General features: G+C 58.0%; 17 protein-coding genes, 2 tRNA genes and 3 rRNA genes. 16 read left to right on the forward strand and 6 right to left on the reverse strand.

Annotated elements, in window-relative coordinates; genetic code table 11:
- Nucleotides 1-14: 14 nt before the first annotated feature.
- Together HUU46_22715 and HUU46_22720 are read left to right on the forward strand one after the other, a co-directional pair.
- The gene (locus HUU46_22715; GenBank protein NUM56459.1) at nt 15-1,601 is read left to right on the forward strand and encodes a fucose isomerase; all 1,587 of its coding nucleotides are present in this window, start codon (nt 15-17) and stop codon (nt 1,599-1,601) included.
- A gap of 14 nt (nt 1,602-1,615) precedes the next feature.
- On the forward strand, nt 1,616-1,816 hold the full coding sequence (locus HUU46_22720) for a hypothetical protein (GenBank protein NUM56460.1): 201 nt from the start codon (nt 1,616-1,618) through the stop codon (nt 1,814-1,816).
- 111 nt (nt 1,817-1,927) lie between these two features.
- Here HUU46_22720 and HUU46_22725 read toward each other — a convergent pair whose 3' ends face one another.
- Nucleotides 1,928-3,049: a hypothetical protein gene (locus HUU46_22725; protein ID NUM56461.1), complete on the reverse strand. Its 1,122-nt coding sequence runs from the start codon at nt 3,047-3,049 to the stop codon at nt 1,928-1,930.
- 218 nt (nt 3,050-3,267) lie between these two features.
- On the opposite strand from HUU46_22725, the gene HUU46_22730 reads away from it, so the two are divergent.
- Nucleotides 3,268-3,768, forward strand: a complete 501-nt coding sequence (locus tag HUU46_22730) for a c-type cytochrome (GenBank protein NUM56462.1) — start codon at nt 3,268-3,270, stop codon at nt 3,766-3,768.
- A gap of 10 nt (nt 3,769-3,778) precedes the next feature.
- The gene (locus tag HUU46_22735; GenBank protein NUM56463.1) at nt 3,779-4,999 is read left to right on the forward strand and encodes an N-acetylmuramoyl-L-alanine amidase; all 1,221 of its coding nucleotides are present in this window, start codon (nt 3,779-3,781) and stop codon (nt 4,997-4,999) included.
- A gap of 36 nt (nt 5,000-5,035) precedes the next feature.
- Here HUU46_22735 and HUU46_22740 read toward each other — a convergent pair whose 3' ends face one another.
- From HUU46_22740 to HUU46_22750, 3 genes are all read right to left on the reverse strand, one after another.
- Nucleotides 5,036-5,380, reverse strand: a complete 345-nt coding sequence (locus tag HUU46_22740; protein NUM56464.1) for a helix-turn-helix transcriptional regulator — start codon at nt 5,378-5,380, stop codon at nt 5,036-5,038.
- Nucleotides 5,370-5,819 (reverse strand): SRPBCC family protein, encoded by a 450-nt coding sequence (locus tag HUU46_22745; GenBank protein NUM56465.1) that lies wholly within the window; start codon nt 5,817-5,819, stop codon nt 5,370-5,372. Before HUU46_22745 ends, HUU46_22740 begins: the two co-directional genes overlap by 11 nt.
- A 499-nt stretch (nt 5,820-6,318) precedes the next feature.
- Nucleotides 6,319-6,831, reverse strand: coding sequence for a hypothetical protein (locus HUU46_22750; GenBank protein ID NUM56466.1), 513 nt, complete (start codon nt 6,829-6,831; stop codon nt 6,319-6,321).
- Between the two features lie 1,310 nt (nt 6,832-8,141).
- Between HUU46_22750 and mtgA the strand changes: the two genes are divergently transcribed.
- From mtgA to HUU46_22805, 11 genes are all read left to right on the forward strand, one after another.
- Nucleotides 8,142-8,855 carry a monofunctional biosynthetic peptidoglycan transglycosylase gene (gene mtgA / locus HUU46_22755; GenBank protein NUM56467.1) on the forward strand — a complete coding sequence of 238 codons (714 nt, stop codon included), beginning with the start codon at nt 8,142-8,144 and terminating at the stop codon, nt 8,853-8,855.
- Nucleotides 8,856-9,477: 622 nt separating this feature from the next.
- Nucleotides 9,478-11,036 (forward strand): 16S ribosomal RNA (locus tag HUU46_22760).
- A 113-nt stretch (nt 11,037-11,149) separates the two neighbouring features.
- Nucleotides 11,150-11,226: transfer RNA gene (locus HUU46_22765), tRNA-Ile, on the forward strand.
- A gap of 105 nt (nt 11,227-11,331) precedes the next feature.
- Nucleotides 11,332-11,404 (forward strand) — tRNA-Ala (locus HUU46_22770).
- Between the two features lie 277 nt (nt 11,405-11,681).
- Nucleotides 11,682-14,718: ribosomal RNA gene (locus tag HUU46_22775) — 23S ribosomal RNA — on the forward strand.
- A 202-nt stretch (nt 14,719-14,920) separates the two neighbouring features.
- Nucleotides 14,921-15,037, forward strand: a 5S ribosomal RNA gene (gene rrf / locus HUU46_22780).
- Together the 16S, 23S and 5S rRNA genes with 2 tRNA genes alongside form the textbook arrangement of a ribosomal RNA operon.
- A 119-nt stretch (nt 15,038-15,156) precedes the next feature.
- Nucleotides 15,157-15,426 carry a hypothetical protein gene (locus HUU46_22785; GenBank protein ID NUM56468.1) on the forward strand — a complete coding sequence of 90 codons (270 nt, stop codon included), beginning with the start codon at nt 15,157-15,159 and terminating at the stop codon, nt 15,424-15,426.
- Nucleotides 15,407-15,787 (forward strand): type II toxin-antitoxin system VapC family toxin, encoded by a 381-nt coding sequence (locus HUU46_22790; GenBank protein ID NUM56469.1) that lies wholly within the window; start codon nt 15,407-15,409, stop codon nt 15,785-15,787. Before HUU46_22785 ends, HUU46_22790 begins: the two co-directional genes overlap by 20 nt.
- A 161-nt stretch (nt 15,788-15,948) precedes the next feature.
- The gene (locus HUU46_22795; GenBank protein ID NUM56470.1) at nt 15,949-17,388 is read left to right on the forward strand and encodes an MBOAT family protein; all 1,440 of its coding nucleotides are present in this window, start codon (nt 15,949-15,951) and stop codon (nt 17,386-17,388) included.
- Nucleotides 17,360-18,475, forward strand: a complete 1,116-nt coding sequence (locus HUU46_22800; GenBank protein NUM56471.1) for a hypothetical protein — start codon at nt 17,360-17,362, stop codon at nt 18,473-18,475. The genes HUU46_22795 and HUU46_22800 overlap by 29 nt, the downstream gene beginning before the upstream one ends.
- Before the next feature lie 701 nt (nt 18,476-19,176).
- A complete protein-coding gene (locus HUU46_22805; protein NUM56472.1) occupies nt 19,177-19,389 on the forward strand; it encodes a hypothetical protein in 213 nt (70 codons plus the stop codon).
- A gap of 73 nt (nt 19,390-19,462) precedes the next feature.
- On the opposite strand, the gene HUU46_22810 is transcribed toward HUU46_22805, so the two are convergent.
- A complete protein-coding gene (locus tag HUU46_22810) occupies nt 19,463-20,473 on the reverse strand; it encodes a hypothetical protein (protein NUM56473.1) in 1,011 nt (336 codons plus the stop codon).
- 122 nt (nt 20,474-20,595) lie between these two features.
- The gene (locus HUU46_22815; protein ID NUM56474.1) at nt 20,596-22,758 is read right to left on the reverse strand and encodes a CehA/McbA family metallohydrolase; all 2,163 of its coding nucleotides are present in this window, start codon (nt 22,756-22,758) and stop codon (nt 20,596-20,598) included.
- A gap of 355 nt (nt 22,759-23,113) precedes the next feature.
- Here HUU46_22815 and HUU46_22820 point away from each other — a divergent pair, with 355 nt between their 5' ends.
- Nucleotides 23,114-25,006 carry a potassium transporter Kup gene (locus HUU46_22820; GenBank protein ID NUM56475.1) on the forward strand — a complete coding sequence of 631 codons (1,893 nt, stop codon included), beginning with the start codon at nt 23,114-23,116 and terminating at the stop codon, nt 25,004-25,006.
- The last annotated feature ends 2 nt before the right edge of the window (nt 25,007-25,008 follow it).

Here is a 25,008-nt window from a genome sequence, read left to right on the forward strand (position 1 = left end):
GGGGTCAATACATCATGGCGAAAGATAAGACGGTCTATCTCATCTCCAATGGCGATTTCCGCGACGCCGCCGACGTCGTCTGCTGGCCGATGCAGGACAAAACGTTGAAGGACGTGGCCGCCGCGTTCAAGAAGCTCGGCGTGAAAACGGATGTCCTTCCGAAATACGACGCGAAGAAGAAGCACGGCTTCATCAACAAGCAGTGCATGGGCACGGAAATCTTCTCGAAGATCGAGGCCGACGCGCCCGTCGTAATCGTCTTGAGCTGTTGGGCCTATTCGCATCACGTCAGCGGCGCGCTGCAAACGCACCGCGGGCCGATCCTGCTGGTTGCGAATTTTGACGGCACGTGGCCCGGCCTTGTCGCGCTCTTGAATCACGCCGGCACGCTCGCGCGCCTCGGCGTGAAGCATTCACGCCTTTGGAGCGAGACCTTCGCAAGCGACACCTACTTCATGAAGAAACTTGCGGATTGGGTGAAGACGGGCGAATGCGCTCACGACATGTCGCACGTCGCCGATGCGTCAAAAATGAAACTCCCACCCGCCGCGAACACGTTTGGCAAAAAACTCGCGGACGACATTCGCAAGCGCCGCCGCATCATGGGTCAACTCGATCCGGGGTGCATGGGCATGCTCAACGCCGTGCTCGATCCCGGCAAGGTCGGCGCTATAGGCATGCCAATCGAATATCTCAACCAATCCGATCTGCTCGCGGAAATGGACCTCGTCCCCGACGAGGAAGCGCAGGGCTATCTCAACTGGCTCGTCAAGAAAGGCGTTTGGTTCGATTGGGGTACGGACGGTTTCGAGCAACTCGTACACGGACAAGTCCTCACGCAAATGAAAATGTACGCCGCCGCCGCGCGCATCTATGAACGCTATGGACTTTCGTCCATCGGTATTCCGTATCAGTTAGGTTTGGTGCGCTGCGTGCCCGCGTCCGACCTCGTCGAAGGCATGCTCAACAACTCCGATCGCCCGGATGTCGTCAGCTACGAGACCGGCAAGGTGATCGAGAAGGGCAAGCCCATCGTCCACTTCAACGAGACCGACCTCGGAGCGGGTATCCCGCAGGCGCTGATGAACGACATCTACCAGCGCAAAGGTATGGCGCCGGAAACTACGCTCCACGACGTGCGCTGGGGCCGCACGTGGAAGGGCAAGTTCGTATGGGTGTTTCTCATCTCCGGTGCTGCGCCGCCCGCGCATTGGGGTGGATGGAAAAACACAAAGGTCTACCGCCAACCCAAGATGTACTTCCCGAAAGGCGGTGGCACGTGCAGTGGTGTGTCGAAACCGGGCGTCATCACTTGGGCGCGCTTCTATGAGCACTTCGGCCAACTCGGCATGGACTGCGGCACCGGCGAAGTCATCGCGATGCCCGACGCGGAAGTGCAGGATCGCCTGAACAAGACGACGCCTGTCTGGCCGATCATGAACGCCCACATCCCCGGCTACGACAAGAACGAATGCATGGCATCGCACATGTCGAACCACATCGTCGTCGGCTACGGCGATATTCTGCCGGAACTCGTCGGCACCTGCCTCCACCTCGGCATCCCCACCCGGGTCTGCGGCGATGCCAGGAATCGATTCTAGACACGTTGGTGGACATGGGCGCCGCTTTTATGACGCTGCCGCTCGCGTGGAAGGATCCCCTCGGCGCAACGGACGGCGGTACGAAAGTCGAAATCGAGACGGCCGCTCAGGAGACTGTCGAAGCCGACGTGTTTGGCCCGGTCAAGATTCAGTTGGAAGGGTTTCGGCCAATCTACAACGAAGTGCTGTTCCTCGAAATGCGCCCCGCCGGCTGACAATATGAAACGCTAATTGGGTGTCTGGTGCTCGATCAGTCCCTGGCGGCCGTCGATATGCTGCGTCGCCGGCTCGTACACGTAAGGCACATCGACTCGAAATAACCGCAGCTATCGTGCCTTCGCGCGGACAAACATTGACGCGGCGAGCGCCGCAATCGACACAAAACAGACCGCGCCTACCGTGAACACTATTCGGCTCGTGCTGGACGCACGCGCGCCAGCCGTGCGCGGTTCGGAAGTACGCTCCACATGCGCAAGCGATGGCGCGCCGGTGTCGGGAAATGCAGCGCCCGTAACTGTGTCCGCTCGCGCCAGCTTTGCTTTCTCTTCTTCCACGTCACGCGCGCGTTCCTCGCGTGCGCGCTCCCGTTCGCGGCGCGACGCCACGGCCCTGTCGTCGGGCTTATTCTTCTTGAGCGACGCCAACAGCGCTTCAACCGTCGCGTCGTTACCCTCTTCGGGATTGCTTGAACGGCCCGCGCCCCGCTCGATCGCCTGCGCAAACCGCTGCACAAGTTCGGCGTTTGCAGCCTCCAATTCCTGGTGCTTTTCCAGGAATTTCTTTAACGCCTTCAATCGCTCCTGCGGCGTGTCCGCACCTGCGATTGCCGTGCTCAGCATACTTGCGGCCGCGCTTTCCTGATACGCCTTGATATTCGCCGCTTCTGCTTCGGATACATGCGCGCCCGACGGCGCGTACGCGATCACCTGGCCAAAGTAATTCTCAGCCGCCGCGGGATCGCCCTGGTCTGCGGCAAGTTGTCCCATCGCGTATTGCGTCTGCACAACCAGCGCGTCCTCGTCTGGATAATCGGTGAGAATGCCTTCGTACATCCCCTGCGCGAGGTTTGGATCGAACTCCGCTGCGCGGTCCGCGCCGAGCTTGCGCACGGTCGCCATGTACGGATGATCGGGATCGTAGTCGGCAATGATACTTTGATAGACCTGATGCGCCGCGTACGTGTCCGGCGGCAAACCCTGATCGGTAAAATCCGATTCATACAACATCGCGATCTGCGTTTCGAGCCGGATGTTATTGGCGTTTCCCGGGTTCGCGGCGATGAGATCCCGGTACTGCTGGATTAGCGCATCGCGCCCAATCTGCTGGGCAATCGCCGCACCATCGCGCTGAAGTGCCTCGACCCGCGCAAAGTACTCCTGGAGCGACGCCTCCTGCGCGAACGCGCACGCGCACCCGAAAAGCACCGCTGCTGTACCAATATGTCTCATACGCAATATTCTACCACCAAGCGCGCCGGACATTGCGCTCGGCGGGCCGGGCCCATGCAAAGCGCCGTGGAATGCGCCGGCCCGGTCCCCTTACTTGGACCTCCCCGGCAAGACGTATCATCGGTCGGATTCGTTGAGGCGCAAACCCTCGTTGCGATTTTGTGCGCGTCGGCGCATGATGGATTCGTACCACACGAACCCAGTTGAGGAGACCAATCATGCGTAATCGTATGAGACAAACAGTCGCCGTCATTATGCTCGCCGCGATTGCGCTCCTGCTCGTTTTCACATCCTTAATGGACCGGCGCGTGTCTGCCGCGGACGAAACTGCGCCACCAACCGACACCGCCGCCACCACGCCTGACCTGGCCGCGGAAAAAGCCGCGCAGATCGAACGCGGACGGTACCTCGCCAATAGCGTCGCGATGTGCGTAGTGTGCCACAGTCCGAAGGATCACGAGGGCAACCCGATCCGCGAACACGCCTTCATGGGCGGCGTCATCCCCGCGAAGGCAACGTATCCGGACATGCAGCCGTTCGCAAGCAACGCGCCCGCCCTCGGCCCAATGGTCGGCGGAGTGCCGGAGGACGTTGCGCACCTGCTGCAAACCGGTATCTGGCGTCCCACGAACTCCCGGCCGCGCCCGCCAATGCCACCCTTCCGGCTGTCGGATGAAGACGCCGAGGCAGTTGTTGCATACCTGCGCAGCCTCCAATAACGGCCTCTCGATGCCTCAGTACTTATTCGATTGGATGCCGCGCGCGATTGCAGGGTGCGTGTTCGCGATCGCGTTCGTTGCGCCGCGCGCGTTCGGCAACGTGCAGGTGAGCGACATTGATTTCGCATTTCGGACCGCGAACGGACTTAAGCATTGCGCGCCAACCCAACACGCGCCTTTTCCGTTCACCGTCTTTGGACTTAGACTCAACAAGACACCCGAGGCCGTTCAACATTTGGAGGTCAGTGTTCGTTTTTCGTGCGACAACTCGGCATGGTCGCCATGGCGCGAGATGACGATCGATGTTGACGGCTCCGATCCCGGCGATGGGCCAACGTATTTCGGTCTGGTTTTCGCTGAGAATGCTGTTTCGCAGTTCGAGGCTCAGCTAAGTGCCGAGGACGGTTCTGTCACTCACGACGAGATCGAAGCGACCGCAACGGTTATCAATCCCGGCCCAACGCCGACGGCAGCAAAGCAAGAACTCCAAATCGTGAAACGAAAAGCATGGGGCTGTCCCGATCGGAAACATTCTCCCTTGTGGCCGCCGGAGTATGCCACGATAACGCACCTCGTTGTGCATCACACGGCCAAATCCAACGCAGAAACCGACTGGGCCGCCGCCGTGCGCGCGATTTGGGCTTACGACACGTATACGCGGGGCTGGGGCGATATCGGCTACAATTACCTCTGCGACCCGAACGGCGTTGTCTATGAGGGGCGCGCCGGCGGAAACGGCGTGACGGGCGCGCATTTCTCCTGCCAGAACACCGGTACCGTCGGCATCGCGATGCTCGGCACTTTCGATGATCGCACCCCGAAAAAGAAACAGTTGCGGGCCCTCGAGCGGATTCTTGCCACGACCGCGCGCAAAAACAATATCGACCCCTTGGAGACGGTCTTTCATCCCGGCATGGGGATTAAACTAGATTCCATTTGCGGGCATCGTGACGGCAACGATTCTGATTCCGCATGCACGCACACGGTGTGTCCTGGTGATTCGTTGTATGACTTGCTCCCTTCGATACGCATGTCCGTTGCCGAGCGCATCGGCAGTAAGTATTACGGCGAAAGCACCTTCTTTACGAAACCAGCGATGTTTTGGTTCCTGGGGCTCTCCATTCCTTCCGGTTTAATACTGCTCGTCGGTGTGATTGGTCGACTACGACAAAGGAAGCCCGTTTCGGCAACTGCTTCCCGATGCGCCGCAAGCGCCGGTAAACATCACTGACGCCGCTGTGCGTGCGACCGCGAAGTAGTCGTTCAGCTAACCCTGTTCGACGAAATCTTTCAATCTCGACAGCGCGTTGTCCCATTGGTTCGATACCTGGTCGAGATACGCACGCAGGTCATCGATGCGTTTCGTGTCTAACGCAAACCGGCTCTCGCGGCCTTCGCGCCGATTGTGCACAATGCCGGCGCGTTCAAGCACGCGCAAGTGTTTTGTGATCGCCTGCCGCGTGATCTGCGACCCCTCGGTCAACTGCGCGATTGTTCGCGTCTGCCCGCCTGCAAGTTTCGCGATCAGCGACAACCGCGTCCCATCGCCGAGCGCGGCGAACACCGGCACTACGGTCTCGCGTTGTTCCGCGAGATTGCTATTACGTCCCACGGATGTGCGCCTCGATGTTCTTCATCTGCTCGGCCCAGCCGCCTTCATTTTCGCGAAACGCCGTGTCGCGCCGCTCCGGCGGAATATTCTCGAATCCTGACTCGACAACGGTCAGCCGCGTGCCGCCTTCGATGGGTTCGAGCGTAAACTCGACCAACGTGAACGGCGCGGTCGAGTAGTCCGCATCGTTCGGGTCCGCGGGATGCGGCCATCGAAACGAAAACAGCCGCTCGCGCTCCATCTTCTCCACAACTGCGTGCCATCTATAATGTTCGTAGCCCGGGTACGTAATATGGCCCGTCGACACCGCGCCGACCGCAAACGGCTGATCAATCTTCGCGCGGAACCACTTCCCAAACTCGACGTGATCCGTCAACGCCCGCCACACCCTCGAAACCGGGGCCTTCAGTTCGATTTGCTTGATGATGCGTTCATTCATAATACGCAACCTCCGAGTTGCATATTAGCACCGGTCAATGACAAATGCAACCGTTATGTTGCGCTTTGCGTCTGGGGTCCGGGTCTGGGACTTGGGGCCTGGAGTCCGGGTCCGGGGCCTGGGGTCCGGGTCTGGGGCCCGGGGCCTGGGGCCCGGGCCTGGGGCCCGGGTCTGGGTCTAGGGCCCGGGGCTTGGGGCCCGGGTCTGGGTCTGGCGTCCGGGGTCCGGGGCCTGGGGTCCGGGTCTGGGATCTGGCGTCTGGCGTCTGGCGTCTGGCGTCTGGCGTCTGGCGTCTGGCGTCTGGCGTCTGGAAAACGCTCGCACGCTCATTGAAGCCTTGACAAGTGCGCCTTTTTCTGTCCTGGAACTTGCTGCGATACCCGATACCCGATACCCGATACCCGATACCCGATACCCGATACCCGATACCCGATACCCGATACCCGATACCCGATACCCGATACCCGATACCCATACCCGATACCCGATACCCGATACCTCACTTCACACGGGACGAATCAATCACCACCCAATGCCCATGCCGGAACCGCATCTTATACGTCTTGTTCGCGGCGCTCTGTCCGCCTTCGACATACCCGCCGGTCACCACGGCCTCGACATCCCCATCCCGCTTGATCGAATCGACGGTCAGTACAAGACCCGGCAATCCCGTCTGTTTGTCATGCACGCCCAATGGCGTCTGGGACGTGACCAGCGCCGCCGACTGCTTCTTCACCGGGGTCTGGCTATTAACGAACTTCTGGATAAGCGCATCCGACGGGTCCTGCCCACCCTCGACCGACAGGTAATACGCGTGCGCCTTCCTGCCCTGCGTCGATTCGTTGTGCACCATTTCGTAGCGAAACACCGATTCGCGAATGTCGTCATCCGACGCCGCCATCTGCGCCGGTGCTGGCCGGTACGGCTTGGCCCAGGTGTCCATCCCGTAGTACGAGGACCGCTGGCATGAGACAGCCACCACACAGATCAATAAGGCAACGAAGTATCGCATGGGTCTCTTCCCTTCCGTACTGGCTCGGACGGAGCCTCGCCCTACCCGTGAGCCCCGTCTGGCGCGTTTCAGTCGAAGCCTATAGTACGGCCATGATCCGAAATCCGCAATGCGAAGATTTCACGGACATACGAGGATGCCGCGGCGCGGCACCCAAGCGAACATTCGCGTTGGCCAGTGAAAATTGAAGTACAGGCGTCGGTAAAACCCAGGATTGATGGCAGCGTAACTGCGCGCTAGGATAATCGCGATCGCTGCGGGTCCTCGTGGGCATTGGGCAAATGCGGGAATGTGAAGCGGTGGAAACGCAATCCGGAAGTGGGTTTCTGCGCCAGACCGTGTCTCTATGCATTAAATTGCTGGGATGCACGTTCGTCCCTGTGTTTGTCTTCTGTATCGAGGGAAACGTGTTTGAATCCGCTGCCAGCCTCTTCGTCGTGGCGCTTCTCCCCACCGCGTACACCGCTGCGATGTTGGGCGTTGGTTTCCTGCTGACGATTGCCGGACTTCTGAGATACACGCAAGGCGTTGACTTCGTCGATGCGCTCGTATCCTCCCAGAACATGTACTACGCGGGCGTTAGGGGCCGCGAGATTCTGCTGGTGACCCACGTTGTCGCGTTCGCCGCGTGCATCCGACGAGTCATCGCCCGGCGAGCCGATCACGTTGAACGCGGAGATCGCATAGGCCGCTGGCTCCGGCGGCATGATGGGCCTGTAGTATTCTGCGCCTACCTTTACGTCGCAGTCAGTATCTACGCGGTCGCCGAACAGCGCATCCTTCTGCATAACTGGTTTGTTTGGGTCGCGTCGCTCGCGACGCTCGCATTCTGGTCATCCCGTGAATGTGCGCGAACTCGAGACAAGTCGCGGGCCGCCGAACCAATCGCGACAGTCGGCCGGTTCTTACGGGTGCTTGGGGCGGCGCAGTTAGCCGTCGCGATCCTGGTACTCGTTGGGATTGTCGTGGCGCACGTCATCGGCCAGATCGCGGCTAACGGCCCGACTGAGATTGCGGTCTTGTTGGCGTTCATGGCTTTGGGCTTCTCCACGGTGATGGCCGGAGGGGGCCTCTCCAATCCAACGTCGAATGTTCGTGTGCGGTGGATTTTCGGGGTCGCGGCGGCCGTGTGTCAGATTCCCCTTTTTCCCGTGGGCTCCGCGACAGGGATTTACGCGCTGCATTTCTTGTTGAGTCGACAGACGCGAACGTTCCTTCGAGGTCGAGGCGCGATCGTTCCAGATTCCGTTCCGGTTCGGGCACGCGAGAATTTCGGTGCGCGCGCACGGATTCGCGAAGGTATCGGTGCGATGCTCACCGTTCAACATTGGTTCAATTGCGGCACGATCCGATCAATATCGATCGGCCTTGCATGGACGGGCATGTTTTTCATCTCCGCATGCTCGATGTGGGTTAACGTATACAGCGCGGTGAATCCACCGGTTACGTCCGTGATGCTCATTCGGCACGTGGAAGGCGTACGCGTACGGAACGCATGGGTGCCGGAAAGCAAAGTCGCGTCGAATTGGATTCAAAGCGTTGTGGCCCGCGAAGACTCAACCTTCTTCGAACACGATGGGTTCAACTGGTATCGAATCCGGATTGCGCGGCTGCACGTGCAGGCGGGCGAACGCGCGCCGGCGTCCAGCACCGTCAGCCAGCAAGTTGCCAAGAACTGTTTTCTCTGGCCGGGCCGCTCCATCCTTCGCAAGGGCCTCGAAGCCTACTTCACGACGCTCATGGAGATGTCGTGGTCCAAGGACCGGATCATGTATGTGTATCTCAATATCGCGGAAATGGCGAATGGCGTATTCGGGATCGAGGCCGCATCTGACGCATACTTTGAAAAACCGTCCAATCGGCTGACGCTCGGCGAAACGAACCTGGTGACCATGGGTATGCCGTTTGCCAGACAAATCGACCCGGACCAACCCGCTCGGGAAGTCCGAAAAGAGTTGCGGAAAATCGCTCGAGAGAAACAACACGCCAAATCCCCCGCCCCACTCTCGGGTGCCGACGGATAACCGACTGGTGCTATAAATAACAGGTAACCATTTCATTAGAACAAATATAAGATTGGGGTTGGGTAAGGCATTCCTGGGAACACCGGGGGTTCAGTCGGTTGACAACGCCGTTTCCGGTTCGGTAAACTCCACCTTCGCTGTGGACGCCGATGGCGCTTCGGAGTCGCGAAAGTCCCCCTTGGGCGGGTAGAAAATGGCCTGCCGGGAGTTGGGGCCGGGGGTTGACACGGGCGTCGTTTGGTGATACACTTCGCAGATGGATGGCGGTTGAGAAAATCGTCTTCCGACCGCGGGCAACCCCAAGCCGAGATGACGCTTACGATGCGTTGCGCTTCGGGCGGACGCAGAGGTTAGCGCCCTTCAGGGGAATTTAATCTCTTGTGGCTGAGGGGGTTGTGCCGTCTGTCGGGCCTTGTTCTTTGAGAGTTGAATACGATGCATGTCAACATTAAGACATGTCTTGTGCGCCGTGTTGGGCAGCAATGCCTTGCACGGATTATGAGCCGGTACGGATGGTTCGCTGTCCGGAACCGGACCCCTTTAAGTAGATTGAATTCCGCAAGGAATCGACTATTCGTTAAAGGCAGGGCACGGCAGATACTTGCTGGTGTCCTGTTAACTTTTTATCGGAGAGTTTGATCCTGGCTCAGAACGAACGCTGGCGGCACGCTTCATACATGCAAGTCGCGCGATTAAGGCCCGCAAGGGCGAATAAAGCGGCGAACGGGTGCGTAACACGTGGATAATCTGCCTTTCGGTGGGGGATAACGGCTGGAAACGGCCGCTAATACCGCATGTGGTTGCGGGGCCCTAGGACCCTGCAAAGAAAGAGGCCTCTAAAGCCTTGCCGAAAGATGAGTCCGCGCCCCATTAGCTAGTTGGCGGGATAACAGCCCACCAAGGCTTCGATGGGTAGCCGAGCTGAGAGGTTGATCGGCCACACTGGGACTGAGACACGGCCCAGACACCTACGGGTGGCAGCAGTAGGGAATATTGGACAATGGGGGAAACCCTGATCCAGCGATGCCGCGTGGATGATGAAGGCCTTCGGGTCGTAAAGTCCTTTTCTGAGGGAAGAACTGTTTGACGAGGAAATGCGTCGGATTTGACGGTACCTCAGGAATAAGCAACGGCTAACTCCGTGCCAGCAGCCGCGGTAATACGGAGGTTGCAAGCGTTGTTCGGAATAACTGGGCGTAAAGGGAGCGCAGGCGGCTTGGTAAGTCTAAAGTGAAATCCCAGGGCTCAACTCTGGACGTGCTTTGGATACTGCCTGGCTTGAGTACGTGAGAGGAGATTGGAATTCCAGGTGTAGCGGTGAAATGCGTAGATATCTGGAGGAACACCGGTGGCGAAAGCGGATCTCTGGCACGTTACTGACGCTGAGGCTCGAAAGCATGGGGAGCAAACGGGATTAGATACCCCGGTAGTCCATGCCGTAAACGTTGTGCGCTAGGTGTAGGAGGTATCGACCCCTTCTGTGCCGCAGCTAACGCATTAAGCGCACCGCCTGGGGAGTACGCCCGCAAGGGTGAAACTCAAAGGAATTGACGGGGGCCCGCACAAGCGGTGGAGCATGTGGTTTAATTCGAGGCAACGCGAAGAACCTTACCCAGGCTTGACATCCCAGGACACCCTATGAAAGTAGGTCTTCCCTTCGGGGACCTGGAGACAGGTGTTGCATGGCTGTCGTCAGCTCGTGTCGTGAGATGTTGGGTTAAGTCCCGCAACGAGCGCAACCCTTGTCCTTAGTTACCAGCGGTTCGGCCGGGCACTCTGAGGAGACTGCCGATGATAAGTCGGAGGAAGGTGGGGACGACGTCAAGTCATCACGGCCCTTACGCCTGGGGCTACACACGTGCTACAATGGCCGGTACAGAGGGACGCTAGACCGCGAGGTGGAGCCAATCCCAAAAAGCCGGCCTCAGTTCGGATTGCAGTCTGCAACTCGACTGCATGAAGTCGGAATCGCTAGTAATCGCGCATCAGCTACGGCGCGGTGAATACGTTCCCGGGCCTTGTACACACCGCCCGTCACATGACCCGAGTTGGGTGCACCCAAAGCCACTGGCTCAACCCGCAAGGGGGAGAGGTGTCTAAGGTGTGTCTGGTGAGGGGGATGAAGTCGTAACAAGGTAGCCGTATCGGAAGGTGCGGCTGGATCACCTCCTTTCTAAGGAGTAAAACACCACGCGGTCCGCTTCGGCGGATTCGCGCAGGTCGATCGCAAGACACGTCGTTGATGTGCATCGTATTCAGCCCTTAAGGGGCAAAATCCCGAGTGAATCGGGCGTGGGCCCGTAGCTCAGATGGTTAGAGCGCACGGCTGATAACCGTGAGGTCGGTAGTTCGATTCTACTCGGGCCCACCATCTACGACTCTTTACAGTTGAATGGGTTGTGCGTGATCGAATGTTCGATGATCGAGCGTCGGAAACGTTGACCGCTCGAACACGGGCCACGGTCTCCCCCACTTCGGGGATGTAGCTCAGTTGGGAGAGCGCCTGCTTTGCAAGCAGGAGGTCGTCGGTTCGATCCCGATCATCTCCACTTTTTTCTGCGCTTCGCAAAAAAAAGTGCCCCGGCAGCGGCCCGAAAGCCGCGAACGGAACGGCGGGCGCGCACAACGAATACGTTGATGACAAGCGGTCCTGGACCGCTTGATGCGAGTTTTCCGCACGCCGAAGAAGGCGTGCGGGACGTTCTTTGACAGTTGAATGCAAGGGTAGCCAGCAATGACTACCGTAATAGAGTGTCTAGAATAAGATTCTGTTATCCGCCGGGGTGTGTCCATTCAAACCGGACGCACTCCAGTGAATATACGGGTTTTGGCCAAGCTACTAAGGGCGTATGGTGAATGCCTTGGCACCAAGAGGCGATGAAGGACGTAGCTACCTGCGATAAGCCACGGGTTGTTGGAAGCAAGCATTATCCGTGGATCTCCGAATGGGGCAACCCCGCCGGGCAAACCCCGGCGATCTACCGCTGAATCCATAGGCGATAGAAGCCAACCGAGAGAACTGAAACATCTTAGTAACTCGAGGAAAAGAAAGCAAAAAGCGATTCCGCTAGTAGTGGCGAGCGAACGCGGAACAGCCCAAACCCTACGTACGTGACAGGTCGTATCCGTTGTGCGTAGGGGGTTGCGGGGCGAACAGTCGGGGCAATACGAGGCCCCGGGAAGGTTACAAATCTTGCCGTTAGCCGAACACCGCTGGGTAAGCGGGACCATAGACGGTGATAGTCCGGTAGGCGAAAGCGACAAGACCTTCTTTGTTCGTTCCCAAGTAATGCGGGTCACGTGGAACCCCGCGTGAATCAGGGAGGCCCATCTCCCAAGGCTAAATACTACTTGGTGACCGATAGTGAACTAGTACCGTGAGGGAAAGGTGAAAAGAACCCCGAAGGGGGAGTGAAAAAGTACCTGAAACCGTACGCTTACAATCAGTGGGAGGACGATGGCTTCGGCCCGTCTGACCGCGTGCCTTTTGCATAATGAGTCTGCGACTTACTCTGTGTAGCAAGGCTAAGGGCCTATGGTCCGGAGCCGCAGCGAAAGCGAGTCCGAACAGGGCGATTAGTTGCACGGAGTAGACCCGAAACCGGGTGATCTATCCATGGCCAGGGTAAAGTTCCCGTAAAAGGGAATGGAGGCCCGAACCAGTGGCAGTTGAAAATGCTTTGGATGAGCTGTGGATAGGGGTGAAAGGCCAACCAAACTCGGATATAGCTGGTTCTCCCCGAAATATATTTAGGTATAGCGTCGCACGGTAGCAAACGGGGGTAGAGCACTGAATGGGCTAGGGGTCCTACCAGATTACTGAACCCAATCAAACTCCGAATACCGTTTGTGGAACTGCGGCAGTCAGACTGCGGGGGATAAGCTCCGTAGTCGAAAGGAAAAGAATCCAGACCGTCAGCTAAGGTCCCCAATTCGAACTAAGTGGGAAACGATGTGTAATTGCCCAGACAACCAGGATGTTGGCTTAGAAGCAGCCATTCATTCAAAGAGTGCGTAACAGCTCACTGGTCGAGTGATTATGCGCGGAAGATGTAACGGGGCTAAGTTCGAAACCGAAGCTACGGCTTCTGATCGCAAGATCAGAGGGGTAGGGGAGCATTCCGTACTGGGACAAAGCATGACCGCGAGGACATGTGAACTGTACGGAAGCGATCATGCAGACATTAGTAACGACAAGACAGGCGAGAAACCTGTCCGCCGTAAACCCAAGGTTTCCCGGGCCAGGGTAATCCGCCCGGGGTTAGTCGGAACCTAAGCCGAGGCCGAAAGGCGTAGGCGATGGAAAACAGGCACAAAGATTCCTGTACCACCGCGTTCCCGTTTGAGCGATGGGGCGACGCAGCAGGATAGGGCACCCGTCATTCGGCATTCGCAAGATGATGGCGGGCTAAGCGCGCAGGAGGTAACCCAGGCAAATCCGGGTTGCACTACTCCGAGACGTTAAGGGACGATGAAGCTTCGGCTAAGTCGGATTGTCCGATTCCACACTGCCTAGAAAACCCCCTAGCGAGGGGGCCGGTGTCCGTACCGTAAACCGACACAGGTGGGTGAGAAGAGTATTCTAAGGCGCTCGGGAGAACCACTCTTAAGGAACTCGACCAATTGGCCCCGTAACTTCGGAAGAAGGGGTGCTCTGGCCGGTGAAGGGCTTGCCCCGTAAGCTGGTCGGAGTTGCAACAAAGAGGCTCAGGCGACTGTTTATCAAAAACACAGGTCTCTGCTAAGTCGTAAGACAACGTATAGGGACTGACGCCTGCCCAATGCCGGAAGGTTAACGGGAGGAGTTAGCATAACTCGTTGTGCGAAGCTCTGAACCGAAGCCCTGGTTAATGGCGGCCGTAACTATAACGGTCCTAAGGTAGCGAAATTCCTTGTCGGGTAAGTTCCGACCTGCACGAATGGCGTAACGATCTGAGCATTGTCTCAAGGGTGGTCCCGGTGAAGTTGTAATACCTGTGAAGATGCAGGTTACCCGCAACAAGACGGAAAGACCCCGTGGACCTTTACTACAGTTTGATATTGGCTTTTGTCTTGATCTGTATAGGATAGGTGGGAGACGTTGAAGCTGGGGCGTTAGCCTCGGTGGAGTCACCCTTGGAATACCACCCTGATTAAAACGAAAGCCTAACCCCGATCCCATGAAGCTGGGCGGGAGACAGTGTCTGATGGGTAGTTTGACTGGGGCGGTCGCCTCATAAAGAGTAACTGAGGCGCCCCAAGGTTTCCTCAGCACGTTTGGAAATCGTGCGTAGAGTGTAAAGGCACAAGGAAGCTTGACTGCGAGACCCACAAGTCGAGCAGGTACGAAAGTAGGGCTTAGTGATCCAGCGGTTCCGCATGGAAGGGCCGTTGCTCAACGGATAAAAGGTACCCCGGGGATAACAGGCTAATCGCGCCCAAGAGTTCACATCGACGGCGCGGTTTGGCACCTCGATGTCGGCTCGTCACATCCTGGGGCTGAAGCAGGTCCCAAGGGTTCGTCTGTTCGCCGATTAAAGTGGCACGCGAGCTGGGTTCAGAACGTCGTGAGACAGTTCGGTCCCTATCTGTTGCGGGCGTAGGAAATTTGAGGAGAGTTGTCTCTAGTACGAGAGGACCGAGATGAACGAACCTATGGTGTTCCGGTTGTCACGCCAGTGGCACCGCCGGGTAGCTATGTTCGGACGGGATAAGCGCTGAAAGCATCTAAGCACGAAGCCCACTCCAAGATAAGATTTCCCTGGGCGAAAGCCCCTGAAGGGCCCTGGAAGACTACCAGGTGATAGGCTGGAAGTGTACGCGTTGCGAGACGTTTAGCTGACCAGTACTAATTGCCCGTGAGGCTTGGCCGTTTTTTACCCAACCAAAACCCCACGCGCATTGCGCCCCCAAAGGCACAATCTCGTGGAGCACTTATAACCGGACACTCCGTTCACGGTACCTTGTTTGCACCCTTGCGTTCGCTGTCTAAGTATTAGGCAGCCGTATTTGTAGCGCCCGGTCTCCGCGCCGGGCGGCATGCGCCCGCCACAGAGAGCGGGCGCTACAAACGGAAGCCGGACTTTGCCGGTGATTATGGCGGTGAGGCCACACCCGTTCCCATTCCGAACACGGTAGTTAAGCTCACCAGCGCCCATGGTACTGCGCGGGCAACTGCGTGGGAGAGTAGGTCATTGCCGGCTCATTTGTACAAGCGGCCCGTTGGCATTCAAAACACCAACGGGCCGCTGTCGTTTTTGCGCAGAGCGCCTTCCCCAAACGTGTTATACTTCGTTCAGACGAGAGAACGGAACTCGACGATATGACCCCCGACACAAATACATTGCTTGAGCGCGTTCGCAATTTGTCACCAGAACAGCAAGATACACTTGTTCATATTCTCGATGCTCTTGAAATGGCCGCACCTGGAACGGGGCCCAAAGGGCAGAAGCGTCCCCTTACCGCTCTGGAATTCTGCGGCATGTGGGCCGACCGAGAAGACATGAAGGACAGCGCTGCATGGGTGCGCAAAATTCGCGAGACTGAATGGCGCAGGAACATTGATTCAACCAATGATCCTGGCAGACACTGACATCCTGATTGACGTGTCGCGCCGTTACAGGCCATCGATCGAAGCGGTCGAGGAACTCCGAAGCGATGAATCTATTTTGGTTAGCGTTGTCTCGCAGATGGAGTTGACGATTGGATGCCGCGATGCGCGGGAGAAACGCGCCGTCGACGAACTTCTTGCGGAGTTCGGCTTGATCCCGATATCGGAGCCGGCTTCTATACTTGCAGCAGCGCTCGTAAGAGATTTCTATCTCAGTCGCGGCTTGCTTATCCCCGATGCGCTTATCGCCGCGACTGCAATATCCCATGGCTACCGGCTTCTTACGCGAAACCGGAGACACTTCGATTTTGTGCCGGGTCTGCAATTGCTGCCTTTCGAATAGCGCCCATGGTACTGCGCGGGCAACCGATTAGGAGCGGCAGGTCGTTTCCGGTTCGGTAGTGCAAGCGACGCGACCGCACCCAGCGACATGCGTTACAATCGCGCTCGAGAATTTCAATAACCCGGCGGGGCGTACCGGTCACGACAACCACGCGAAGCTCCATGTTATTCAACTCGTTCGTATTCCTCCTGTTTCTCCTGATCGTGCTGCCGTTGTACTACGCCCTCCCCCACCGCTATCAGAACCGAATGCTCCTTGTCGCAAGCTACATTTTCTACGGCTGGTGGGATTGGCGCTTCCTCTCGTTGCTCGCTATTTCCACGCTGGTCGATTACTCGCTGGGCCTACTCCTCGGCGGCGCGGCCAATCAACGGACACGCAGATGTCTCCTTGCAGCGAGCCTTGTCGTCAATCTCGGAATGCTGGCGGTATTCAAGTACTTCAACTTCTTCATAGACTCCGCGGCCGCATTCCTGGAATTCGCCGGCCTAAACGCCAACGTGCCGCTGCTCACCGTTGTCCTGCCGGTCGGCATCAGTTTTTACACGTTCCAGTCACTCGCTTACGTCATCGACGTATACCGCGGCACGCAGCAGCCCGCGCGCAGTCTGGTCGACTTCGCCCTTTACGTGTCCTACTTTCCGCAACTTGTCGCAGGCCCCATCGAACGGGCCTCCCGCTTGCTCCCGCAATTGCAGAAACAGCGCGTGGTGACGCGAGACCAGTGGAATTCCGGCCTCGCGCTCATGTTGTGCGGCTACGTAAAGAAGGTAGCCATTGCCGACGCCATCGCCCCGTACGCCGACCCGGTATTCAGCCACCCGCACGTGTACAGTTCGGCCGCGCTGTGGGTCGCGATGTATTCCTTCGCGATTCAAATCTATTGCGATTTCTCCGGCTATACCGACATTGCCCGTGGCGTCAGCCGCCTGATGGGTATCGAATTGATGGAGAACTTTCGGCAGCCGTATCTCGCTCCGACCATCACCGACTTCTGGCGCCGCTGGCACATATCCCTGTCCGAATGGCTTCGAGACTACCTGTATATTCCGCTTGGTGGGAGCCGTCACGGGACCGCGCGCCAGTACCGCAATCTGATGGTAACCATGTTGCTGGGCGGGCTCTGGCACGGCGCTTCCTGGAACTATGTACTCTGGGGAGGTCTTCACGGCGTCTACCTCACGATTCACAAGATCATCGCAGGCAAAACTCCGCGCGAAACTACCGTCCCACATTTCCCGTCACTCGCGAGCATAGGGTCTGCGTGGAGGATTCTCGTTACCTTTCACTTGGTGTCGTTTGCATGGATTCTATTCCGGTGCGCGGACCTGACCACAGCTCTCGATTATCTCGGCGGTCTGGCGCCGGCATTGTTGGACGTTGAGGGATCGGGCAAGCTGCTCCCGGGCGCATCGGCGATGCTCATATACTGCGCCTTCGTTGTCATAGGTCTGGACATGGCCTTCCAGTGGTCGCGGCGCAGCATCATCTTCGCAAGAATGCCCTGGTGGAGTTGGGGAATCCTCTGTGCCGCGGGCACCCTGGCCATTTCGTATTCGAGGGGAGATTCCGGTGAAGCGTTTATCTATTTTCAGTTCTAACGCAAATCACCCGCCACTGCCGCGCGCCGCTGCCGCCGGCGCGCTTGCCCTGGCGCTGTTGGTCGCGGCCCGCATCGTACTCTTTCTAATCTCGGACGCGCTGTTCTTTGCGCCGGAGAGCCACGCCCACAAGTCGTACCTAGTCAACGAAATCGCGTACCGGCAATCCGGCCATGCCCATCCAAAGGTAATTGTCATGGGAACGTCGCGGCTAGGTTCCCTCCCGCTTCGACATTTCGCCGAACAATTGGGTATCAACGAATCGGAAGTCGCAAACTACTCGCTCGCCGGTAACAACTTCTGGCGGGTACTTGCGTTCTTCAGACGCAATCCGGAAATCCTGGCGGACGCTGAGTGCGTCGTGATCGATCTCCTGCCGTATCAGCTCTACATCGGCCCGATGTTCAACGAGGACGACAGCCTCTTCCTGCGGCTTGCGACACTCGACGAACGGCTCGCGGTGCGCAGCCCCTCGAGCCGCGCCATCGCGCTCGCCGACCTGGCGTTCCCCGCTTGGTCGGAGCGGAGGACAGCGCCGGCGTGGATTTGGGCAGCTTCATTCGTGCCGTTGACCGAAGAACAGCGCTACCGAAAATTCTCCGAGGCCGCGGGAAAGAGTACGACCACTTTTGACCTGAGGCCGGACGTACAATCGTCGGGAATCGACGAGCACGTCTGGACGGGCAGCGATTACGCGCCGCCGCCATATTTCTCCGAAGTACAGGTAGCGGCGATGCATGACCTCGCCACCATGATGCCCCCCAACTGCCAACTCGTTCTCGCTTGGCTGCCCGTCGAGCGCAACTTCGCCCGCGCCCTCGACGACGATGCGAGCCTGAGCAAGAGTTACGAACGGTTCAAAGGACGCATCGAGCAGCTTGGCAAAGCAAATACGAGACTCATATGGTGGGAGAGCATGCGCGAGCTCGAAACACTCGAGCATTCGTTTGTCGATGCGGTCCACTATTCACCGGAAGCCATGAATTGCGTAACGACTGCCCTTGCAAACGCGATTAGCGACCTGCGCAATGATGCGCATGAAAACACGAGTATTGCACGGACAACCGACTCGTTCCCTGCCAGTTAAAGCCCATCCAGAAAACGGGATTTTTGCGGATATGTAGGTACGAGACACGGTACATGGGCGATTAGAACGGGCCATTTCGTCCCTCTCTATTCCATACGGAAGATGGTTCCATTCGGACGCAGGCAACGAATCTGTACTTGGTCGGATAAGAACCAAGTCATATGCTACGATAAACTGGTGCCGAGAAGCTTAGGTTCGCGACAGCACCGTCGGTTCGGATGAAACCATGCCTTCTGTGTATCTCGAGACGAGTTTTATCAGTGCATGCGTGGGCGACAGAAAAGATCCAACGAGCATACACCGCCGTGTAGTCAGCCGAGAATGGTGGGAGACGCAGTCGGTTCGGTACGATTTGTTTGTCTCTGCCGAAGTGGTTGGCAAATTGGATCACCCCCGGTTTCCGCACCGCGACAAGGCACTCCGATGGATACGCGCAGTCCCGTTGCTCCCGGTCAGCGACGATGTGCAGGGACTCGCCAAGTCTTCGTGCACGAGAAGGTTATGCCTGGCCCGGTTGCGGGCGACGCCGTACACGTCACGGTGGCCACGATACACCGGATGGACTACGTCCTCACCTGGAATGTGATACGTCTAGCAAATCCGAGCATAGTGGCCCACCTGAGTACCATGTGCGTTCGTTCAGGACTACTGCCGCCTAAAATCGTCACGCCCGAATTACTATGGGAAGAGGAGGAGTAAATATGAAACGTTCGAAGGCTGTGACACCATCATCGGACGCAATCGTGGACGAGGTTCGGGCAATTCGCGCCGACCTGGCAGCTCGCCATGGAAACGACGTCGAAAAGCTATGCGCGCACCTACGCACGATCGAGTCTAAGTATGCGGATCGCGTTGTGCGTCCTGAAGCCGCCGGCTCAAGCCATCGCCGGCGTATTTCAAAAGCCAAGCATTGACCCATTCCGACAGGACGCTGTTTCGAGCGCTTGAAGTCCCGCGTGTGAACAATCGGTGTTTGTGGGACTATTACTAACGTTCGCCCGATTGGGATAAGACCTGCACGCATCTAAGTTCGTTTTCACCCAAATGCACCAGAAACTCGTCCGAAATCGCGGCTGATTCCGGCCCAAGCGGGCACTTGCCGGGCTGAATTACGCCTTCTCCGAGTAGTCTCGGATGCTGTGGCCGCGACGTGTCAACGACACAAATCCGACTGCCATCCGATTTTGTCGCCCGGTCAACATAGACCCGGTTTCGCAGTGCGACTAAAGAGCCACATTGCAGCCCCAGTCGAACTTCGGCAGATAGCCTGGGCTTTGCCCCACGACTGACGTCAAACACGCGCAGCCGATCTCGCGACGTCGTGTAGATACTTCGGCCGTCAATAGTCACATCAGAGTTCCACGCGTCCATTTCAATACTGCTCACCTCTTTTACGGCGTCTGGATTGCGAACATCGATTATTCGAAGCAATTCTCGGCTTGTGGCTATTGCGTCAAGGTGCATCGTGGTAAGACGCGCGACGAGATAGACGTAGTTCCCGTCGGAACTCACCGAGAACGGGTCGCCGTCTATATCGAGCGTGGAACGCCTCCTGGGGTGGCGTTTATCGCAGATGTCGAAAACGTAGAGCCGCGCCGTGAAGCGCATGCCGTCATTCTGCGTGCTTTCGCCGGCCAGGACGACTGCATACGCGAAGTCGCGTGTCAGACATACGGTGCGTGGAGTGAGACCGTCAAGTGACGCGATCCCGATTATCTTCGGAGCGGCGGCCTCGGAAATATCGATAACATTGAGACCCGTATCAGCGTGGACTTCTCCGTACATGCGACCGACCGAACATATAACCGAGCCATGCGCAGAGGCCGCCGCAGCCGCATATTCTTCCTGCATTTCACAGATAAATCTCGGTACTGCAGGAATCGAGAAATCGAAAACTCTGATCCCACTTCCCCACCTGCCGACAAACACCAACGGCGGCTCAACAAAAAGGTACTCGCCACCATTGGTAGATTGCGGAATAGAAGCAACGACGCGCATAACAGGTGGGGCGGTCTCCGGACCGGGGGAAGTTGCAAGATTGGTGTTCGGACTTGCAGTTGCAAGAAACGTCACTGCGAAACCCGCAAGACTGCAGAGGCGTCTTACCGCAGTTGCCCCTCTCATTGTCTCGTCCGAGCCTCTCTTTCCGCCTCTGCCACCCGCGTCAACTCGTCATACAGTTCGTTTGCCGCCTTCACGCGCTCCAACAACGCTGGGCCCTGAATGGCGAGCTGTTTGATGGCGCGGTTGTCGTCGACTTGACCGGCGGCATCGCGGGTTTGTGCGTCCGTGACAATCTGCTCGATCTCCGCGAGGCTGGCAAGACGTTTCTCGATCAACGCCGGCACGGCGTCGTACTTCCAGAAACGGAGCCCTTCGCGCACGACGTAGATGGGTGTCGTATGCGCGCGCGATCCGTCGCTGCCCTCCGCGCGCGCGGCGATCCAAAAGCCGTTGCCGGCGGGAATCGTAAACGACAGCGACAACTCCTTCTGCTCGGGGTCGGTTGATTCGGCGTGTTTGTACGAATCGCCGTGAACGATCACGTCGAGCTTCGCCGGCACGCCGCGGCGCGGATCGCCGATGGCCGTTGCGCGCACGCGCAACGGCTTGTCGTCCGTAACCGTAATCGTATCGCCGGGAATCGCCTTTTCAACGCGCAAATCAAGCATGATCCCGTTCGTGACGAACGTATGCCCCTCCCCCACCGCCGCGAACCAGTTGTCAGCCGTAAACCTTTTCCTCCCAAGATACGCATACAACCGCACTTCCCCCACGCTCCCGCCCCACGGCACGTCCGATCCCGCCGACGCCGTGACCTTAAACCCTGTATTCAGAAAATCGTAATAGATATCCGTTCCGAGGTTGGCGAACTGCAGCAACTCCACAAAGTCCACCTTCCCCTTCGGAACATTCATCGTCATATCACGATGGACGTGAAATATCCCGGAATTGACGTGGCAATACCCGGACAAACCACCCTGGTCCTGGACTTCGTCAAAAACCGTATCGTAGAGGTAATACCGGCTCGTATCGCGGATCATGTTGCGGATGTTCATGTGAATCGTATGGCCAAGTTCGTTGTGCGTGCGCGGACACTCCTGGCCCGGCGACAGGATGTAGTCCGCGTCCATGACGCGATACGCCGCGCCGAACCCGCGCTGATCGAACCACGTCCTGCTGATGTCCCCCATCTTTACGACATTGCACAGGTGCACGTCTTCAGCCTGTGCCCACCGCATCGCGCGCTCCGCGTCTGCGTCGCTCAGAATCTGACAATGGAAGTGGTCGTCGCCCGACCACCACCCCCTTTTCCGCATATCGATCCAGCGCCGCGGACGAACCGTACGCGCGGTAGTCTTGTTCGACGCGACCGTAACCTCCTCCGAAACGGCCTCGTGTTCCGTCCCGCGCGCAACGACAATCGTGTACGCACCCGGCGCGAGTTGCATCGTGAACGGACCGGGGCACACCCAGAAGCTGCCCCCCGCACTACCCACATTGTTCGTGCGCCGCTGTGGCGCGAAATTTCCCTGATGGTCAAACTGCGGACCGAAATCCAGCGCGTTCGACGGGCCGAAGTGCCGCCCATCCAATTTGCGCTCGAGCCGCACCATTGCGGGGGTTGGCTTGCCGCTATCGTCCGAGAGAATCGTCACTTCCAGAGTACCGCGATCGGGCGTGGTAAGTGTCATGGGAAGGATTGTGGTTGGCCCGCCGCCTGCCGAGAACTCGATCTCGACGTGCGTCGTGAGCGTCGGCACCCGGTTCAGCGTCACCAGCACCCACGTCACGCATCCCGGTGCGACTTGCACCCGAAGTCGTGGCGACGAGTGGTCTGACAGGTCGAAGTCCGCGGTAATTGCCCGTTCCGGGCCGGCGCCCGTCGTCACGCGGAACAATAATGCACCTGTCTCGGCAGCCATGTTCATGGGTGGCGCCGGGGCCAGGGTGGCCTGCTTGTCCTCGACCTGGACTTCGATGACCTTTGGACCGCTGGCCAGGAGTTGCTGAAGCTGACCGACTGCCGCCAAACGTTTCTCGGCGGCGGTCTGCTTCTCTACGTCAGTCGTCGCCCGCTTCGCCAGGTCCTGCGCCTCGCGCAGCGCACGGTTGATCCCGTCGGCCTGTGCGCGCCCCGCCTCCGGCAGCACATACGCCGAATATTGCGCAAGCGCCCCGGCAAACTCCGGCGCGCCAGGCAACGCCTCGTCGTCGGCATGCGCCAACAGCGTAAAGACCAGCACGGAAAACAGAGCGGAGCGACAAAGATTGATGCGCATGGCAGTTACCCCCCAACGGACTCAGTGTATCGGCCAGCCTCGTGACCGTCAACGGGACAATTGGAATATTGCGGTCGAGATGAGTACACTTCGATGTTTGGTCGGATCGGGGTTTCGGCGGGAATAGTGGCCACTATGGGCTGCCCGTCAACTCCAAGAGAGTACCGATGATTGTTCTGGCGGCGGGGTCAATGAGCGCGATTCTGTGGGCAACGTTTTCGGGACCTCTCTCGATTCAGAACCCGTTGCAGCCCATTCCACATAAAGCAATGATTAATAATGGTATACGCAATTCTGCGCGCCGCTCTGCTCTGATTGGTGCTCTGCCTGGCCGTCACGGAATGTGCAATACCTCATGACGCGCGAGTCAAGCCACAAGAAACAGTCTGTCGCAGCGCTCACCCTTGGTGCGCTCGGGGTCGTGTATGGCGACATAGGTACAAGTCCCCTCTACACCATACGCGAATGCCTGGGCGGCTCACACGGCGTCGGCGTAAGCCACGACAATGTCCTGGGTATTCTCTCCCTCATTCTCTGGGCACTGATTGTGATCATATCGGTAAAGTATGTTCCGTTCGTGTTACGAGCAGATAACCGGGGCGAAGGCGGAATCCTGGCACTCATGTCCCTCGTCACGTCGACACACCGAAACAAGCAAGATGCCCTCTCCAGAATCCTCATTGCATTGGGCATCTTCGGCGCGGCGTTGCTCTACGGCGACGGCATGATTACCCCTGCTATTACCGTCCTCGGCGCAATTGAAGGCTTGAGCGTAGCGACGGAGTTTTTCAACCCCTACATCCTGCCAATTTGCCTTGTCATCCTCGTGGGAATATTCGTAATCCAAAAGTGGGGAACCGCCCGCATCGGTGCATACTTCGGCCCGATCATCCTCGTCTGGTTTTTTGCAATAGGCGTCTTGGGTGTGCGATCCATCATCGCCCATCCCCACGTACTGCTGGCCGTGAATCCGAGCTACGGCCTTTCGTTCCTCCTGCACCACGGTGTACTGGGATTCGCTCTTCTGGGTTCCGTATTCCTGGCGGTCACGGGCGGCGAGTCTCTCTACGCCGATATCGGCCATTTCGGCCGAATCCCGATTCGAAACGGCTGGTTTATGGTCGCGCTGCCTTGTCTTTTGCTCAACTACTTCGGCCAAGGCGCGATTCTTCTTATCGATCCGGCAAGCATCGCAAACCCCTTCTACGCGCTAACGCCAAAGTTCCTCCTTTACCCAATGGTCGTCCTCGCGACGATGGCCGCCTGTATTGCGTCACAAGCGGTGATAACCGGCGCGTTTTCCATAACGCGCCAGGCCGTTCAGCTGGGGTTGTTACCACGGCTGCGCATCCTGCATACTTCTAGTCACACAATCGGCCAAATCTATGTTCCCGTGGTGAACGCCCTGCTGTTGCTCGCCACGCTGGGTCTGGTTCTAGGCTTCCGCTCCTCCAGCAACCTCAGCGCGGCATATGGCGTAGCTGTAAGCACGACCATGTTGACGACAAGCACCCTGCTTGCGATCTACATGAAAGAGGCGTGGAAGTGGCCCCTCTATCGGATTGCAATGACCGCCGGTGTCTTCCTATTGATCGACATCACGTTTTGGTCGTCGACAATGCTCAAGGTGCCGCACGGCGGCTGGTTCCCACTCATGGCCGGCATCGTGCTCTTCGCCGTCATGACTACATGGAAGAAGGGCCGCAGCCTGCTCTACGAGCGATTGCGCAAGCGCACGCTGTCGCTGGACAATTTCGTCGAGAGCGTATTCGAGCACGGCAGCAAACCGAAACGCGTACCCGGCGCGGCGGTCTTTCTTTCCGGCACCCCAAACGTCGTGCCGGTGGTACTGCTGCACAACCTGAAGTACAACAAGGTGGTACACGAGAGGACCATTGTGCTCTCGTTCGTATTCACGGAATCGTCGCACGTGCCCGAAGACGAACGAGTCCAGGTCACCGATCTCGGCCACGGCTTCTTCAACGTCGTCGCGCACTACGGTTTCATGGAATCGCCGCACATCGCCGAAATCATCGAATTGGCCTCCGAAAAAGGCTTGCAGTTCGAGCGGCGCACAACCGGGTTCTACCTCGGCCGCGAAAGCATCGTCGTCGGCAAGAGCAAGGGCATGGCAAAGTGGCGCACGCACCTGTTCGCGACTATGTCGCGTCTGGCCGCCGGGGCCACGAGCTACTTCGGTATCCCGCCAAATCAGGTTGTCGAACTGGGCGTCCAGATCGAGATGTGAGG

The sequence above is a fragment of the Candidatus Hydrogenedentota bacterium genome, from assembly GCA_013359265.1.
GTDB lineage: Bacteria > Hydrogenedentota > Hydrogenedentia > Hydrogenedentales > SLHB01 > JABWCD01.

Coding starts and splice junctions, on each gene's coding strand:
- HUU46_22715 (NUM56459.1), top strand. CDS start 15: ATGGCGAAAGATAAGACGGTCTATCTCATCTCCAATGGCGATTTCCGC.
- HUU46_22720 (NUM56460.1), top strand. CDS start 1,616: ATGGGCGCCGCTTTTATGACGCTGCCGCTCGCGTGGAAGGATCCCCTC.
- HUU46_22725 (NUM56461.1), bottom strand. CDS start 3,049: ATGAGACATATTGGTACAGCAGCGGTGCTTTTCGGGTGCGCGTGCGCG.
- HUU46_22730 (NUM56462.1), top strand. CDS start 3,268: ATGCGTAATCGTATGAGACAAACAGTCGCCGTCATTATGCTCGCCGCG.
- HUU46_22735 (NUM56463.1), top strand. CDS start 3,779: ATGCCTCAGTACTTATTCGATTGGATGCCGCGCGCGATTGCAGGGTGC.
- HUU46_22745 (NUM56465.1), bottom strand. CDS start 5,819: ATGAATGAACGCATCATCAAGCAAATCGAACTGAAGGCCCCGGTTTCG.
- HUU46_22750 (NUM56466.1), bottom strand. CDS start 6,831: ATGCGATACTTCGTTGCCTTATTGATCTGTGTGGTGGCTGTCTCATGC.
- mtgA (NUM56467.1), top strand. CDS start 8,142: ATGCTCACCGTTCAACATTGGTTCAATTGCGGCACGATCCGATCAATA.
- HUU46_22785 (NUM56468.1), top strand. CDS start 15,157: ATGACCCCCGACACAAATACATTGCTTGAGCGCGTTCGCAATTTGTCA.
- HUU46_22790 (NUM56469.1), top strand. CDS start 15,407: ATGATCCTGGCAGACACTGACATCCTGATTGACGTGTCGCGCCGTTAC.
- HUU46_22795 (NUM56470.1), top strand. CDS start 15,949: ATGTTATTCAACTCGTTCGTATTCCTCCTGTTTCTCCTGATCGTGCTG.
- HUU46_22805 (NUM56472.1), top strand. CDS start 19,177: ATGAAACGTTCGAAGGCTGTGACACCATCATCGGACGCAATCGTGGAC.
- HUU46_22810 (NUM56473.1), bottom strand. CDS start 20,473: ATGCGCGTCGTTGCTTCTATTCCGCAATCTACCAATGGTGGCGAGTAC.
- HUU46_22815 (NUM56474.1), bottom strand. CDS start 22,758: ATGCGCATCAATCTTTGTCGCTCCGCTCTGTTTTCCGTGCTGGTCTTT.
- HUU46_22820 (NUM56475.1), top strand. CDS start 23,114: ATGACGCGCGAGTCAAGCCACAAGAAACAGTCTGTCGCAGCGCTCACC.